A 15,543-nucleotide genomic window follows, 5' to 3' on the forward strand; every position below is an offset into this window, starting at 1 on the left:
TCGTCTACTTCCCTGTATTGATGCGGGTTTTGACTTCGAAATGTCCTATCTTATGTCCTAAGCTTCTTAAATATATAATGCATATTCAAGATAGTTTTAAAAAAAACCGGAATTCAAAGACTTTCCATTACTGACAAATGCTTCAGACAATCGCTATTGTCTTTCCGGATTTGTTCTGCCCTCCGGCCGGGCTTTGGTTAAATCGCTTCCGCAAGCGGAGGTGATTTGTTTCGTGCAATGTTTGAAATTGCTTTCGGCTGCAATGATACGACATATTTTTGGAAGGTCAAGTTATACTTTTTTGACGGTGTTATTAATCTTTAGATTATTAAGGTTTTGTATTAAATGTTTGAACTACAGTGTTATAATTCTTTATTGCTGACTTTTTTTTGACGAAAAACTATTCATTTTGTATAATATTAAAATTAAAATATTTTTTTATCAGCTTGCAGATACGCTTTATTGCACATCTTCTGGAGGTAACTCTTTTACTTTTAAGTAATAATGCGAATCAGTATTTGACATTGATTCATTTGTTTTAAACAATTAGATAAATGAATGCGATGGCTATTTTCCCCATCGTATGTATAAGAAGTCCAGATGTTGATCTGACCTTCATCGCTCTTTGAATATTTGTTTTCTCATTCAACCAGTTGAAGAAAGACTCTATGGGTTGTCTGACTTTAGAAACAGCCGTCGAAAATAAGTCTCTGTGGGCTTTCTCTCTTTGAGTAATTACGGGCTCTTCAGCCTTAATAGCTTTTACGGGAGTTAGCATATCCAGACCTATTTCCCTGTGTTTTTCTCCCCAAAAAGAGAAATCGGAGTAGATTTTATCGGCAAAGATACTTCTATTGGTCAGGCTGTCTGCTGCTTCTGTTTTAAGTACCGTCAAATCGTTCTCTGCCGCAGATGAAAGTATCAACATCTCAGGGAATGGAATAGTTCCTTTCCTTCTGAAAGCTAACGTGTGGAGTTTCAAACCAAAGTAGTACATATTTTTGGTAGAGCAGTAGCCTTTTGTTGCAATTTCTGTAGCCACTTTTCCTGTTTTATTCTTTCCTTTGCAGGTAACAATTGGCATGGAATCGATCAGTGATGTCATATTGTCGCAATCTTCTGGTTTAAAGGATGTAATGAGATGCTTTACGAGTTCATTAATTGCCTCACTTAACAGGTTCAATCGATAATTGAACGTCTGATAAGAAGGTAGACAAGGAAACCAAGAAAGCAAATATTCTTTAGTGAATGTATGTATCTCTTTGATACTGAAGTAGCGTTGATAAGCTCCACAGAACAGGTATACAGTAAGCAGTTCCTGGTCGGTGAAGATAGGAGTTGCATTATTACTGAATCTCTGACAACAAAATTTCAGTGAAGACTCATAGATATCGCAGATATACATATATATTTTTATAAGCTTAAGTTCTTTCTCCTTGGGAATCATAATTAGAAAAATGAGTGGTTTTATTCTTCTAAGATACTGATTTCCAGGGAGATTAAGAAATATTTTAATGTAATAATAAACTGTATAACAACATTTTAACTAAATGAATCAGCAAGTGATTTCAACTACTGATTCGCATTAATAATAATTACCTGTCGTCTGTTTGTTACAGGAAGGAATAAATTATCTATAATCTTAGTCTGAAGAAGATTGCGAGTACATGTTTATCTCGTCTTAGATTAATCACTGCAGATTAAGTTACATGTGTTTATCTCTACAAGCTTTCCCCGTTTTAAATCAATTGATTTCAGGACTCAGATAAGTTTATTTGAGCGTTGAAATAAGCTTATTTTGAAGAGCAAATAAGCTTATTTTGGAAAGGAAATAGTTTGTGTTCCATTTTCCGTGCTTCGATTTAGGACAAAAAACTCTAGTCAGAAATGCTGAAAGCATACGGTAAGTGTACTTATCTTTACTTAAGTGGACAAATGCGGACACAAGTGGACACAGGTGGATTTGTGTCTTTGGGCGGTGGTATATTTGCATCAACAACCAGATCTTTTTCGCAATATGAGATATTTATTTCGCAATTGTGGGAAACTGATAAATTATATATGATTATTTTTACATGCATTGAAACGATAAAGTCTATGAAACAATTTTGGTTAACCTTGTTACTCGCTATTATTACGGTCGCCCCCGATCTTTATTCGCAGGAAAGTCTCGCCGATAAGGGTAGGGCATGGAGGTATATAGAGCCCTGTTTTACACCTCCTGCCCGGTTCAGGGATAGCGTGGGTGATTATCGGTCGGCGTTACGGTTCTATAATGGAGATACGGTTGCCAACCCCACGGAATGGAAAAGCCGCAGGAATGAAATCGTAGCGAAATGGAATGCCATGCTGGGAGTGTGGCCGCCATTGATTGAAAATAACAACCTGCAGATTATCAGCAAGGTGTTACGTGAAGACTTTATACAGTATACAGTGCGCTTCCGGTGGACCCCGAATGAATATACCACAGGCTACCTGCTTGTGCCCGTTGGGGAAGGGAAAAAGCCGGCCGTGATTACTGTTTTCTATGAGCCGGAAACGGCCATCGGACTGAGCGATAAACCGAATCGTGATTTTGCTTACCAGCTTGTGAAGAGGGGATTTATCACCCTTTCCATCGGGACCAAAGAGGCCTCCGAAGCAAAAACATATGCACTGTTCTATCCTGAATTAAACCATACAACCATCCAGCCTCTGTCTGTGCTGGCCTATGCCGCTGCAAACGCATGGGATGCATTGTCACGGTTTCCCGATGTAGATTCTACACGTATCGGAATTGTTGGTCATTCCTTCGGTGGCAAATGGGCGATGTTTGCCTCTTGTCTGTTCGATAAATTTGCCTGTGCTGCCTGGTCGGATCCCGGCATTGTATTTGACGAAACAAGGGAATCTGTAAACTACTGGGAGCCTTACTATCTGGGTTACCACCCGCAGCCCTGGAGGCCGAGGGGTGTTATAAGTAAAGATAATCCGGCAAAGGGATTGTATCCCGAGTTGAGAAAAAAGGGCTTCGATCTGCACGAATTACATGCCTTGATGGCCCCAAGACCTTTCCTGGTTTCAGGAGGTTCGGAAGATCCGGTTGAACGTTGGATTCCTTTAAACAGAACGATTGAAGTATATAAATTGCTGGGCTATGAAAACAGGGTGGGTATGAGTAACAGGCCGACTCATTCTCCTACAACCGCATCAAACGAGATTATTTACTCATTTTTTGAATATTATCTGAAGTAGATTTTGGGAATTTATTTATGTATGAAAAAAGTGTAAGATGCGGATTATCGTATTTTTAAATTAGTTGAATTGTAATTGGCCTTAGGAATGGTTCCCCGTTTTAGTTACGAAGATTTAAATTCACTTATTAAAGTTGATTCTTTAAGGTTTATCACATAAACCATTAATTGAAGATTTGGAATTGTGAGCTATTGTTTAAATACCTGAATACAAGTCTGATATAGACTTTTAAGGATAAATAAAGCCAGTTAGCATTGACTAACTGGCTTTATTATTATTAAATTACCGCTTTGCATATTTTATTACATGGCAATTTTAAATGATTTATTTCCTGTTTTAACGATATAAATCTTTTGAGGAGCAACAGTAATTCGAACAATGTGGTCTGTTATTTTTATTTTCTGCAGCAAAGATCCTGAAACACTGTAAATATCAACAAGATTTCCCAATTTTCCACCCTGAACGATAATAGAACCATTTTCTGAATACACATTTAAGTTGCCAGCATCTGTATCGGAAATTGATGTGATAACTTGTTTTATAATATTAAATTTACCCCAATATGGATCATTCAGATAAGCAGAATAGGCTACTTCCGGTACATATAATTCGCAGGTATTATAGATATTGGAGAATGTTTCTGACTCAATTTGTGGAGGAGTAGTTGCTTCACAATAAATCTGTTTTAGTAGGCATTCATTAAATGCGTAATCTTCAATATCTGTTACACTATTTGGAATAGTTATAGTCGTTAATCCTGAGTTTCTAAAAGCTGCATATTCAATTGTTGTTACACTATTTGGAATAGTTACAGAAATTAGTGAAGTACAGTCATGAAAAGAGCTTTGTCCAATTAATTTTACATTATTTGGAATAGTAACAGAAGTTAATCCTGTGCATTCATTAAAAGCCCAACCTTCAATTATAGTAACACTTGTTGGAATAGTTATGGAGGTTAATCCTTTGCAATTTCTAAAAGCCGAACTTCCAATGATAGTCACACTGTTTGGAATAGTTACAGAAGTTAATCCTGAGCAATAACTAAAAGTAAAATCATTGATTTTGGTCACACTGTTTGGAATAGTTACAGAAGTTAATCCCGAGCATTGATAAAAAGCTGAATTTCCAATTGCTGTAACCCCGTTTGGGATTGTTACAGACGTTAATCCTGTGCAAAAACTAAAAGCCGAACTTCCTATGGAAGTCACACTGTTTGGGATTGTTACAGACGTTAATCCTGAACAAGAACTAAAAGCCGAACTTCCTACGGAAGTGACACTGTTAGGAATAGTGACAGATGTTAATCTTCTACAAAAACTAAAAGCCGAACTTCCTATGGAAGTAACACTCTTTGGAATAGTAACAGAAGTTAATTCTGTGCAATTACTAAAAACACCATTTCCAATTACAGTTAATCTATTGGGAACCGTTATAGAAGTTAATTTTTTACATCCAGTTAAAGCAAAGTTTCCAATTTGAGTCACACTATTTGGAATCGTTATAGAAGTTAATTCTGTACATCCTACAAAAGCATAATCCCCAATAGAAGTAACACTATTTGGAATAGTTAAAGCAATTAATCCTATGCAACAATAGAATGCGTTATTCCCAATTACAGTAATACTATTTGGAATTGTTACAGACGTTAATCCAAAGCAATTGCCAAATGCAAAATCTCCAATTTTAGTAACATTATTTGGCAAAATTACAGAAGTTAATGTATTACATCCATAAAAAATACCTTCGCCGAAGGTATTTGACCCAGAGTAAAGTTTTCTACCAGACAGATTTATATAATAGTCTCCGCCGGCTACAATTTTAATTTTAGCAAGATCCAGAACAGATAGACTTCCATAAGTAAACTGTGTATCGGCATCACTCCCAGCCATTTCGCGTATGTAGCGAATATCGGTTCCATTTAGATTGCCGGTTAAAGTTAGGTTTGTAATTTGATTCTTTTGTGATGTAGGGATCAATTCAGGCAGAGTTCCTGCTGTTTCAACATTAATTGTTAATGAAACAGTTTCTTGAGCATTGATATTGATTGATATCAATGCAATGATAAGTAACAAAAGATGTTTAGTGGATTTCATAAATGATGTATTTAGGGATAAGTGTCACAAACATATAAAAGTTTCGATAGATAAACTATAGATTGTTGATGTTTAACATATTAATTCGATTTAAATGATTTGTGTTTTTATCAACTCAAAACGGTTGATAGTATAAAATCAATCAAATATTGTTGATTTTCTCTACCCACGCATGCAGCCAATCGGGGTGTTTATGCGTCTTAATTTGTATAGAAACAGGTGGTATGAAGAGGAGATTGTTTTTGTTTTTGAATTTGACGGCCTTGCTGTTGATGGTGGGTTTTACGGGGTGCGACGACGACGATGACACCGCCCGGCAGGCCATTGTGGGGAAATGGGTGAATGTTACCGGCGACGAGGGCCATGTGCCTGTGGATACCGATTTCAGCATGGAGTTTCTTTCTGATGGTACGGTGCTGTATCACGATGATCTGATGACCCTGACTGCCAGGCCTTCGAAGTACGAGATTGCAGGGAAGTTCCTGTACCTGTACTATGCAAACGGAGCCGGTGCCGACGAGCCTGCGGATGTGTTTATCTTTCATTTCTCCGACGATTTTAACCGGTTGGAGCTTAAAAATGTGCTTTCGTCCATGCTTGAACCTATGGTGTTCAAGCGTTTGAAATAAAAATTGCGGATTTCCTGACAGAGGGTCTGTGTCTGCTTTAACGTGGATGCGGACCCTTTTTTTTGCAATCTGACAAAGATTCAGTTTTTAAAAGGAATTTTAGTAGTACGAACTGCCTTATTAGAAATAAAATAGCTATTTTTGTGCTTCAAAACAATAAAGTAAATAGTTAGGTAAGATGTCTGCAACGAAAAAAATCAAACGCGCACTGGTATCGGTATACCATAAGGAGGGATTGGATGAAATTTTAACAAAGCTTCACCGTGAGGGCGTTAGCTTTGTTTCTACGGGAGGAACGCAAACTTTTATTGAATCTTTGGGAATTCCCTGCGATGCGGTGGAAGACCTTACGGGGTATCCGTCTATTTTGGGTGGCCGTGTTAAAACATTGCACCCCAAGGTTTTTGGTGGTATCCTGACCCGCAGGGATAATCCTACGGATAACGAACAGATTGCGCAGTACGAAATACCTGAGATAGACCTGGTGATTGTTGACCTATATCCTTTCGAGGATACAGTGGCTTCGGGGGCCGAAGATCAGGCAATTATTGAAAAGATTGATATAGGTGGCATTTCGCTGATTCGCGCTGCTGCTAAAAATTATAAGGATGTGGTGATTGTGGCTTCCAAAGCGCAGTACAAACCACTTTTACAGTTACTGGACGAGCAGGGTGCGCTTACCTCCCTGGAAGACCGCCGTTGGTTTGCCAAGGAGGCCTTCATGGTTTCGTCTGGTTACGACAGTGCGATTTTCTCTTACTTCGACGGGGGCGAGGGTTCTGCCTTCCGCTGTGCAGTAAACGATGCCAAGGTGCTTCGTTATGGCGAGAATCCGCATCAGAAGGGCTTGTTCTATGGGAACTTCGAAGCGATGTTCGAACAGCTGCAGGGTAAGGAGATTTCGTATAATAACTTGTTGGATATTGATGCTGCCGTAACGCTGATCAATGAGTTTAACGAACTTACATTCGCCATCCTGAAGCACAACAACGCCTGTGGTATCGCATCGCGCAGCACTGTGCTGGAAGCCTGGAAGGATGCACTTGCCGGCGATCCGGTTTCTGCCTTTGGCGGTATCCTGATTACCAACGGCGTGATTAATAAAGAGGCTGCCGAAGAGATCAACAAGATTTTCTTCGAAGTGATTATCGCTCCGGATTACGATACGGATGCGCTTGAAGTGTTGATGCAAAAGAAAAACCGGATTATCCTGATCCGTAAAAATACGAAGACAGCCGATGTTCAGTTCCGTTCGTTGTTGAATGGTGTACTGGTGCAGGACAAGGACCTGAGCATTCAGACGGCTGCCGATCTGGAAGCGATGACAGACAAACAGCCTACATCGGCCGAAGTGGATGATTTGTTGTTTGCCAACAAGTTGGTGAAGAACAGTAAGTCTAACGCCATCACCCTGGTTAAGAACAAGCAGTTGTGCGCCAGCGGTATCGGTCAGACTTCGCGTGTGGATGCTCTGAAGCAGGCCATCGAAAAGGCGGCCAGCTTTAACTTCGACCTGAAGGGTGCTGTTATGGCTTCGGATGCTTTCTTCCCTTTCCCCGATTGCGTGGAAATTGCAGATCAGGCGGGTATTACCGCGGTAATTCAACCGGGTGGTTCAATCAATGACAAGTTGTCTGTGGCTTATTGCAACGAGCATGGATTGGCTATGGTTAAGACGGGGGTTCGTCACTTCAAACATTAATGTTTTAAATTAGCAGAAACAATGGGATTATTTTCTTTCACACAAGAGATAGCAATGGACCTTGGAACGGCCAACACGATTATTATCTGCAATGGTAAGATTGTGGTGGACGAACCTTCGGTAGTTGCCCTGGACCGCCGTACCGACAAGGTGCTGGCTGTAGGGGAAAAGGCACGTCAGATGCATGGTAAGACCCACGAGAACATCCGGACCATCCGTCCGCTTCGCGACGGGGTGATTGCCGACTTCTATGCGGCCGAGCAGATGATTCGCGGCATGATTAAGATGATAAACCCCAAAAGCCGTTGGTTTACGCCTTCGCTGCGGATGGTGGTTTGTATTCCTTCGGGTAGTACCGAAGTGGAATTGCGTGCTGTACGCGACTCTGCCGAGCATGCCGGAGGTCGAGATGTATACATGATTTACGAACCGATGGCTGCGGCAATCGGTATCGGTATCGATGTGGAAGCGCCCGAGGGTAACATGATTGTGGATATAGGTGGAGGTACTACCGAAATTGCGGTTATTTCGCTGGGCGGAATTGTTTCCAACAAGTCGATCCGTATTGCCGGAGACGACCTTACGGCCGACATCATGGAGTACATGCGCAGACAGCACAACGTGAAGGTGGGCGAACGAACGGCCGAACAGATTAAGATAAATGTAGGTTCGTCGCTTACTTCGCTGGAGAATCCTCCCCAGGACTTTATTGTGCATGGTCCCAATCAGATGACGGCTCTTCCGATGGAGGTGCCCGTATCTTACCAGGAGATTGCCCACTGTCTGGAAAAATCTTTTTCCAAGATGGAGGCGGCTATCCTGAGTGCATTGGAGCAGACTCCCCCCGAATTGTATGCCGATATTGTTCGTAACGGTATTTACCTGGCCGGTGGTGGTGCCCTGATGCGTGGATTGGATAAGCGTCTGACCGATAAGATCGGTATCGCGTTCCATGTGGCGGAAGATCCGTTGCACGCTGTCGCGAAAGGAACCGGGGTGGCTCTGAAGAATATTGATAAGTTTAATTTCCTTATCCGATAATAAGTAATCCCCCGGGCGGTTGTCCGGGGGATCCTTTTAATTAGTAGCTATGCGGAAACTGCTTGATTTCCTGATTAGAAAAAGACATTGGTTTTTATTCCTTTTGCTGGAGATTGTATCGCTGGTGCTGGTGTATCGCAGCAACGCGTATCAGCGCAACATACTCTTTAGCTCCGGTAATGTGATTACCGGGAAAATAGCTTCCGTAACAGGTGCTGTAAATACGTACCTGAGTCTGCGTGATATTAACAAAGACCTGATGGAGCGTAACGGCCTGCTGGAGATGGAGCTGCTTCGCGTACAGGACCAGATGGATGGATTGCTTGCCGATACGGTGGCTTTCCGTGGTTTCACCCCCGACTCGACGGAGGTGTTTGATTTCGACTTTATTAGTGCGGAGGTGGTGAGCAACAGCATCTCGTCGCAATTCAATTATATTACGGTAAACAAGGGTAAAGCAGATGGTATCGCACCGGATATGGGGGTGGTTTCCTCCAAAGGTGTGGTGGGCATTGTTTCGGTGGTGAGCGATCATTATGCGGTGATCCTGCCGGTGCTTAATCCTAAATTCCGACTTAGCTGCAAGGTGTTGCGCAGCAATAATTTCGGGTCGTTAACCTGGAACGGACGTGATCCGCGGATGGCCGACCTGGAGGAGCTGCCCCGTCACGTGGTATTCCAGAAAGGGGATACGGTGGTAACCAGCGGGTATTCCGCTATCTTCCCTTCGGGGATACGGGTGGGTACCATCGCGGCGCACAAGAAGCAGCGCGACGATAATTTCTATACGCTGGAAGTGTTGCTGGCAACAGATTTTACATCGTTGCAGCATGTGCGTATCATAAATAATAAAAGGCAGAAAGAACAAATAGAAGTAGAACAAGAGGCGAAACGAAATGATTAATAATATACTGAGAGGTACGTTTTATTTTGTTGTGTTTGCATTGATTCAGATTTTTGTACTGAACAACATTCACTTCCTGCGCATTGCAACGCCTTTCCTGTACCTGTATTTTATATTGAAGTTGCCGGTGGGTACCTCCCGCTCGCTGGTTGTTTTCTTTTCCTTTTTAATGGGATTGGTGATCGATCTGTTTGCCAATACGCCGGGTATGCATGCTGCGGCCTGTACCCTGGTGGGTTTCTTGCGTGCTCCGCTTATCAATGTGATGATGGGGAACGAGCTGCCCGAAGGTGTTTATCCCTCTTTCAAGGTGTTTGGCTACGGTGGTTTTTTCCGTTTTTCGTTGTTTATCACCATATTGCATCATGTGGCTCTGTTCAGTATCGAGTCGCTCACCTTTTTTGATCCGCTCTTCATGCTGCTGCGTATCGTGGCCAGTGCGGCGCTTACGGTGCTGGTGATTTTTATCGTTGAGGCGTTTAATATCGAATCGCACAGGATAGATGGCTAACAGGGTGTACAATGAGGAGAACAGGCAGTATGTGATTGGCGGGGCGGTTGTCTTGCTGGTTGTTATTTTTATTGCCCGTCTGTTCTATCTGCAGGTGCTGGATAACGATTACAAGGCGTGGGCCGATAGTAATGCGTTTCTTAAAAAGACATTGTATCCGTCTCGGGGGATGTTGTACGACCGTAACGGAAAGTTACTGGTGTATAACCAGCCTGCCTACGACGTGATGCTGATTATGCGCGAGATTCAGCCTTTTGATACAACCGACCTGTGTGATATATTGGGCATAACCAAGGCTCAGTTTATCAAACGGATGGGCGACATCAAAAACCGGAAACTTAATCCGGGTTACTCGTCGTATGTGCCTCAGGTGTTTATGAATCAGCTTTCGGCACAGGAGTACGGTGTGTTGCAGGAGAAGTTATATAAGTTTCCGGGTTTTTATATCCAGAACCGTACCATCCGCCAGTATCAGTATCCTTATGCCGCCCATGTGTTGGGTAACATAGGAGAGGTGAACCAGCGGGATATCCAGAAAGATCCCTACTATGTGCAGGGCGACTATTCGGGCCGCACGGGGGTTGAGAAGTTTTACGAAGAGATACTGCGTGGCGAGAAAGGGGTGGAGATTCTGCTCCGCGATGCCCACGGCAGGATAAAAGGCCGTTACGAAGAGGGCAAACACGATGTGGTGCCTCAATCGGGTAAAAACCTTACCTTGGCCATTGATATGGATTTACAGGCCTACGGCGAAAAGCTGATGCAGAATAAGCTGGGCGGGATCGTGGTGATCGAGCCCGAAACGGGCGAGATATTGGCCATGGTGTCGGCTCCTACGTTCGATCCTTCCATGTTGGTGGGACGTATGCGCGGTAAGAATCATCAGTTGCTGGAGAAGGATCCCAACAAACCTTTGTTCGATCGCCCTATCATGGCCTACTACCCGCCGGGTTCGACCTTTAAACCGGTACAGGGACTTGTTTTCCTGCAGGAGGGTATCATTTCGCCGCAAACCATGTACACCTGTTATCACGGATATCCGTTGCGGGGGGGCAAGCCTGCTTGTCACGGTCACGCTTCGCCTCTTAACCTGGTGTCTGCCCTGGCTACCTCGTGCAACGCCTATTTTTGCTGGGGGTTGCACGATATGCTGGACAGCCGCAAGCGTTATCCCAGCATTCAGGAGGCTTTCGAGGTTTGGAAGAACCACGTGGTTTCCATGGGATACGGGTATAAGCTGGGTATCGATTTACCGGGAGAGAAGCGGGGGTACATTCCCAATAGTCAGGTTTACGACAAGATTTACCGCAAGCGCTGGAACTCCAGCACGATTATATCTACAGCCATCGGTCAGGGTGAAATTACCTCTACTCCGTTGCAGATTGCCAATCTGGCAGCTACCATCGCCAACCGGGGGTATTTCTTTACGCCCCACGTGGTAAAGAAGATTGAAGATATGCCGCTGGATACCTTGTATACAAAGAAAAGAAAGACCTCTATCGATTCGCATTATTACGATTATATTGTCGAGGGGATGGCACAGGCGGTTTCCGGCGGAACCTGCCGGGGTACTTATATGCCTGATATCGAGGTTTGTGGTAAGACGGGTACGGCCGAGAATCCACATGGAAAGGACCACTCCATCTTTATGGGGTTTGCTCCGAAGGATAATCCGCGGATTGCCGTGGCCGTGTTTATCGAGAATGCTGGTTTTGGAGCAACTTATGCGGTTCCTATCGCGAAGTTGATGTTCGAGAAGTACCTGCGGGGAGAGATTCCGGAAGCAAGCAAGGCTACGGAAGAGTTTATTGTTAATTCAGTTATAATGCCGGGAAATGCCTTATAGAAAAATAGATACATGGAGGTCGGTCGACTGGTTTACCATCGCTTTGTATGTGATTATGATCATCATGGGGTGGATAAGTATCTGCGGTGCCAGTTACGAGTTCGATAATACGGGACTGTTCAGCCTGGACGGTCGTGCCGGGTCGCAGCTTATGTGGGCCGGGATGGCTGTGGGACTTATTTTTGTGATCCTGATGCTGGAGAGTGATTTCTACGATATTTTTGCCTATATCTTTTATATAGGTATGATTTTACTGCTTATCGCCACCATTTTTCTGGCTCCCGACATCAAGGGTTCGCGTTCCTGGCTGGTGCTGGGGCCCATCCGCTTGCAGCCGGCCGAGTTTGCCAAGTTTGCCACGGCACTGGCGGTGGCAAAGCTTATGAGTTCCTACGGGTTTACGCTTTCCAATGTCCGCAATTTTGCACTTACCCTGGGGCTGATCTTGCTGCCTATGTTGCTGATTATGATGCAGAAGGAGACGGGTTCGGCGTTGGTGTACCTGGCCTTCTTTTTGGTGTTGTATCGCGAGGGTATGTCCGGCTACATCTTGCTTACAGGTGTTTGTGCAGTGGTGTTCTTTGTTACTTCCATGAAGTTTTCGGATGTGTTGTGGGGCATTACGCCTTTGGGACAGTTTCTGGTGTTTCTGATGGTGTTGCTTATTACGCCTTTCCTGGTACAGGTTTTGCGCAGGGACGGTCTGGTGGTGAAGGTGATTCTGATAACGGTGGGGACTGCCTTTCTGATCGGTTACCTGGTTAATTTCTTTGTTCCGGTTAATTTCCTCTGGATTGCCTGGGGGCTGATGGCTGCTTTGGTGATTTACCTTGTTTATCTTTCCCTTAGGGGGTGGGTACGGCAGTATGCGATGATTGCTTTGTTTGCCGTGGGTTCTGTAGGGTTTCTTTATTCGGTGGATTATGTGTTCGACGAGATTATGGAACCGCATCAACAGATTCGTATCAAGGTGTCACTGGGTTTGGAAGACGATCCCAGTGGTGCGGGGTATAATGTGAATCAGTCCAAGATTGCCATCGGTTCCGGTGGATTTTCCGGTAAGGGATTCCTGAATGGGACGCAGACCAAATTAAAGTATGTACCCGAACAGGATACGGATTTTATTTTCTGTACGGTGGGTGAGGAGCAGGGCTTTGTAGGGGCGGCATTGGTGGTGATCTTGTTTGGGGTCTTTATCTTGCGCCTGATCACTCTGGCCGAGCGGCAACACGGCACGTTCCAGCGTATTTACGGGTATTCCGTGGCTTCCATCTTTTTCTTCCACGTGGCTATTAATATAGGAATGGTAACGGGACTTACTCCGGTTATCGGAATTCCGCTACCATTCTTTAGTTATGGAGGTTCCTCCCTGTGGGGATTTACCATCTTGCTGTTTATCTTCCTGCGTATGGATGCTGCCCGTAACGAGCGGCTCTGATTACTGCGACTGTATCACGCGCATGCCTATCTCCTGGATGCCGGGAAGCGAGTCGTTTCGCATGCCCTGGCGGATACTGAAGGTGTACTGCCCCGTATGGGAGAAGGTATACCTTTTTCGCAGGGGAAAGCTGGACTGAAACAGGGAAATTCCCTTACCATGCCATTTTCCGCGGTTATCTGCCAGCATGCATTGCAACGTATCCCGCTTTAGCGGACCGATGGGTTGTTCTTCACTATAAAATACCCATAGGTCTTGAAAGGGATACAGGTTGTTGTTCCTTATCTCGAGGGTTACATCGTATGGCACACTGATATCGCTCACCTGAAATGAGAAATAGTATTCTTTATTCTTCTCCCATACCGCATTTTCAATGGGCTGGTACTGGTCGTACAGAGCCGGTTGCGTACAGGAGAAGAACAGAGTGGCCAACAGGCAAATCAACAGGTAGTTACGCTTCGGGCGTTGGTCCGGGGTTGTTTCCGCTTTGCGCATTGTCATTGTTTCTGGACTTATCACCTTTGTTACGCTGTCTGTTTTTACGTTTGTTGCGGGGGTTGCCTCCTTCACGCGGTGCATTGTTATCACGAGGTGATGCATTGTTCTCACGCGGTTTTGCATTGTCGCGTACCGGATTTTCTTTGTTATCTTTCCCCTCGGGCTGATTGCTTTCGCGAGCTTCCCGTTGCACGTTATCGCGTGGATTGGCATCGCGGTTCCCGTTTTCGCGGTTGGGTCGGTTGGGCCTTTCGCGGTTGTCACGTGGATTGCGGTTATCGCGGTCGCGGTTTTGTTCGCGGTCGGGTTTGTTCCCTTCAGACTTGTTGCTTTCGGGTCTATTGCCTTCGTTTGGGTTGCCTGCCTTTTTGACTGGCGACTGGTTGTCGGTTACCGGTGTTACTTTCTTAACAAGCGAATCGCCTTCTGCAGAGGCTTTTACGGGCCCTTGCTCTCTGTCGCCACCTTCGTTGGGACGCTTCTTTTTCTTCTTCTTTACGGTGTTGTCGAAACGGGTTAAGCTTTCCTGTCCCAATATATCCTGTGCATCTCTCTTAGGTGCTTCGGGCTTGGTTTCGCCTTCCAGGTTTACGGGTTTATTACCCCTTTTGTTCATTCCGATGATATCAAAGGCCCTGTCGGCCGAAATCGTTACCAGGTTGGCTGCAAACGATCTGTCGGTAGAGTAGGTGATTTCTCTCTTGAATATATCGGTCTTGAAATGGTAGTAATTGCTGTCTTTTGTTTCAAGTACCACTTCGCGTGAAGGGAGTCTTTTTTGTGCTTCCACATAGGAATCCACTTCGTAGTTGATGCAGCACTTAAGCTTGGCACATTGACCGGCCAGCTTTTGCGGATTCATGGATATATCCTGATAGCGGGCCGCACCCGTGGCAACGGATACAAAGCTGGTCATCCAGCTGGAACAGCAAAGTTCGCGGCCGCAGGGACCGATTCCTCCGATTCGTCCGGCTTCCTGACGGGCACCGATCTGTTTCATCTCGATGCGTACGCGGAAGGCATCGGCCAATACTTTGATAAGCTGACGGAAGTCCACGCGCTCGTCGGCTATGTAATAGAAAATGGCCTTGTTGCCGTCTCCCTGGTATTCCACATCGCCAATCTTCATATTCAGGCCAAGCTCGGTAGCAATTTGCCGCGAACGGATCATGGTGGCATGTTCCTTGGCTTTGGCCTCTTCAAACTTCTCTATATCATTGGGTTTAGCCTTGCGGTAAACCTTCTTTACCTCGGTCCCTTCGGTACGTGCATTGTTCTTTTTCATTTGAAGCAGAACAAGTTTGCCGGTTAGGGTTACAGTGCCGATATCGTGACCGGGACTGGCTTCTACGGCTACCACATCTCCCTTTTCCAACGGGATTTTTGTGTTGTTGAGGTAGTAACCTTTACGGGTGTTCTTAAATTGAACCTCTACATAGTCGGTGGCATTGGCCGCATCGGGTACGTCGCATAGCCAGTCGTATGTATTAAGTTTGGTATCTTGTTTCTTGCTGCAGCCCTTGGAGTTCATGCAGCAACCTCCTTTATTTAGTTTAAAATCCATTTTTTTTACTGTATAATATATGTAGTTATGCAAAAATAGCTATTTATTCTTACACTTTTGTAAAAGGATAAAAAAAAGAAAGA

At 44.4% G+C, this 15,543-nt stretch carries 12 protein-coding genes; 8 read left to right on the plus strand and 4 right to left on the minus strand.

Going from position 1 to position 15,543, the window contains the following annotated elements; all coding sequences use genetic code 11:
• Window positions 1-538: 538 nt before the first annotated feature.
• Window positions 539-1,447, minus strand: a complete 909-nt coding sequence (locus tag F5613_RS06890; protein WP_246303365.1) for a transposase — start codon at window positions 1,445-1,447, stop codon at window positions 539-541.
• Window positions 1,448-2,097: 650 nt separating this feature from the next.
• On the opposite strand from F5613_RS06890, the gene F5613_RS06895 reads away from it, so the two are divergent.
• Window positions 2,098-3,234, plus strand: a complete 1,137-nt coding sequence (locus F5613_RS06895; RefSeq protein ID WP_179399218.1) for a sialidase — start codon at window positions 2,098-2,100, stop codon at window positions 3,232-3,234.
• A 302-nt stretch (window positions 3,235-3,536) separates the two neighbouring features.
• On the opposite strand, the gene F5613_RS06900 is transcribed toward F5613_RS06895, so the two are convergent.
• Entirely contained in the window at window positions 3,537-5,327 is a 1,791-nt protein-coding gene (locus F5613_RS06900) for a leucine-rich repeat domain-containing protein (protein WP_218858896.1), read from the minus strand.
• Between the two features lie 224 nt (window positions 5,328-5,551).
• Between F5613_RS06900 and F5613_RS06905 the strand changes: the two genes are divergently transcribed.
• The 7 genes from F5613_RS06905 to rodA all read left to right on the plus strand — a co-directional run bounded on the left by F5613_RS06905 (window position 5,552) and on the right by rodA (window position 13,398).
• Complete coding sequence (locus tag F5613_RS06905; protein WP_179399219.1) at window positions 5,552-5,956, plus strand: hypothetical protein; 405 nt, start codon at window positions 5,552-5,554, stop codon at window positions 5,954-5,956.
• Window positions 5,957-6,134: 178 nt separating this feature from the next.
• Window positions 6,135-7,658, plus strand: a complete 1,524-nt coding sequence (purH, locus tag F5613_RS06910; RefSeq protein ID WP_068178787.1) for a bifunctional phosphoribosylaminoimidazolecarboxamide formyltransferase/IMP cyclohydrolase — start codon at window positions 6,135-6,137, stop codon at window positions 7,656-7,658.
• 21 nt (window positions 7,659-7,679) lie between these two features.
• Window positions 7,680-8,699, plus strand: coding sequence for a rod shape-determining protein (locus F5613_RS06915; RefSeq protein ID WP_179399220.1), 1,020 nt, complete (start codon window positions 7,680-7,682; stop codon window positions 8,697-8,699).
• A gap of 49 nt (window positions 8,700-8,748) precedes the next feature.
• Window positions 8,749-9,603 carry a rod shape-determining protein MreC gene (mreC, locus tag F5613_RS06920; protein ID WP_179399221.1) on the plus strand — a complete coding sequence of 285 codons (855 nt, stop codon included), beginning with the start codon at window positions 8,749-8,751 and terminating at the stop codon, window positions 9,601-9,603.
• Entirely contained in the window at window positions 9,596-10,114 is a 519-nt protein-coding gene (gene mreD / locus F5613_RS06925) for a rod shape-determining protein MreD (protein ID WP_079682751.1), read from the plus strand. The genes mreC and mreD overlap by 8 nt, the downstream gene beginning before the upstream one ends.
• On the plus strand, window positions 10,107-11,960 hold the full coding sequence (mrdA, locus tag F5613_RS06930) for a penicillin-binding protein 2 (protein WP_068178775.1): 1,854 nt from the start codon (window positions 10,107-10,109) through the stop codon (window positions 11,958-11,960). The genes mreD and mrdA overlap by 8 nt, the downstream gene beginning before the upstream one ends.
• Window positions 11,950-13,398 (plus strand): rod shape-determining protein RodA, encoded by a 1,449-nt coding sequence (rodA, locus tag F5613_RS06935; RefSeq protein ID WP_179399222.1) that lies wholly within the window; start codon window positions 11,950-11,952, stop codon window positions 13,396-13,398. The genes mrdA and rodA overlap by 11 nt, the downstream gene beginning before the upstream one ends.
• Here the strand turns inward: rodA and F5613_RS06940 are convergent, their stop codons facing one another.
• On the minus strand, window positions 13,399-13,893 hold the full coding sequence (locus tag F5613_RS06940; RefSeq protein ID WP_246303369.1) for a gliding motility lipoprotein GldH: 495 nt from the start codon (window positions 13,891-13,893) through the stop codon (window positions 13,399-13,401).
• On the minus strand, window positions 13,850-15,460 hold the full coding sequence (ricT, locus tag F5613_RS06945) for a regulatory iron-sulfur-containing complex subunit RicT (RefSeq protein ID WP_179399224.1): 1,611 nt from the start codon (window positions 15,458-15,460) through the stop codon (window positions 13,850-13,852). The genes F5613_RS06940 and ricT overlap by 44 nt, the downstream gene beginning before the upstream one ends.
• Window positions 15,461-15,543: the final 83 nt, after the last annotated feature.

It is taken from the genome of Macellibacteroides fermentans, from assembly GCF_013409575.1.
GTDB classification, from domain to species: Bacteria; Bacteroidota; Bacteroidia; order Bacteroidales; family Tannerellaceae; genus Macellibacteroides; species Macellibacteroides fermentans.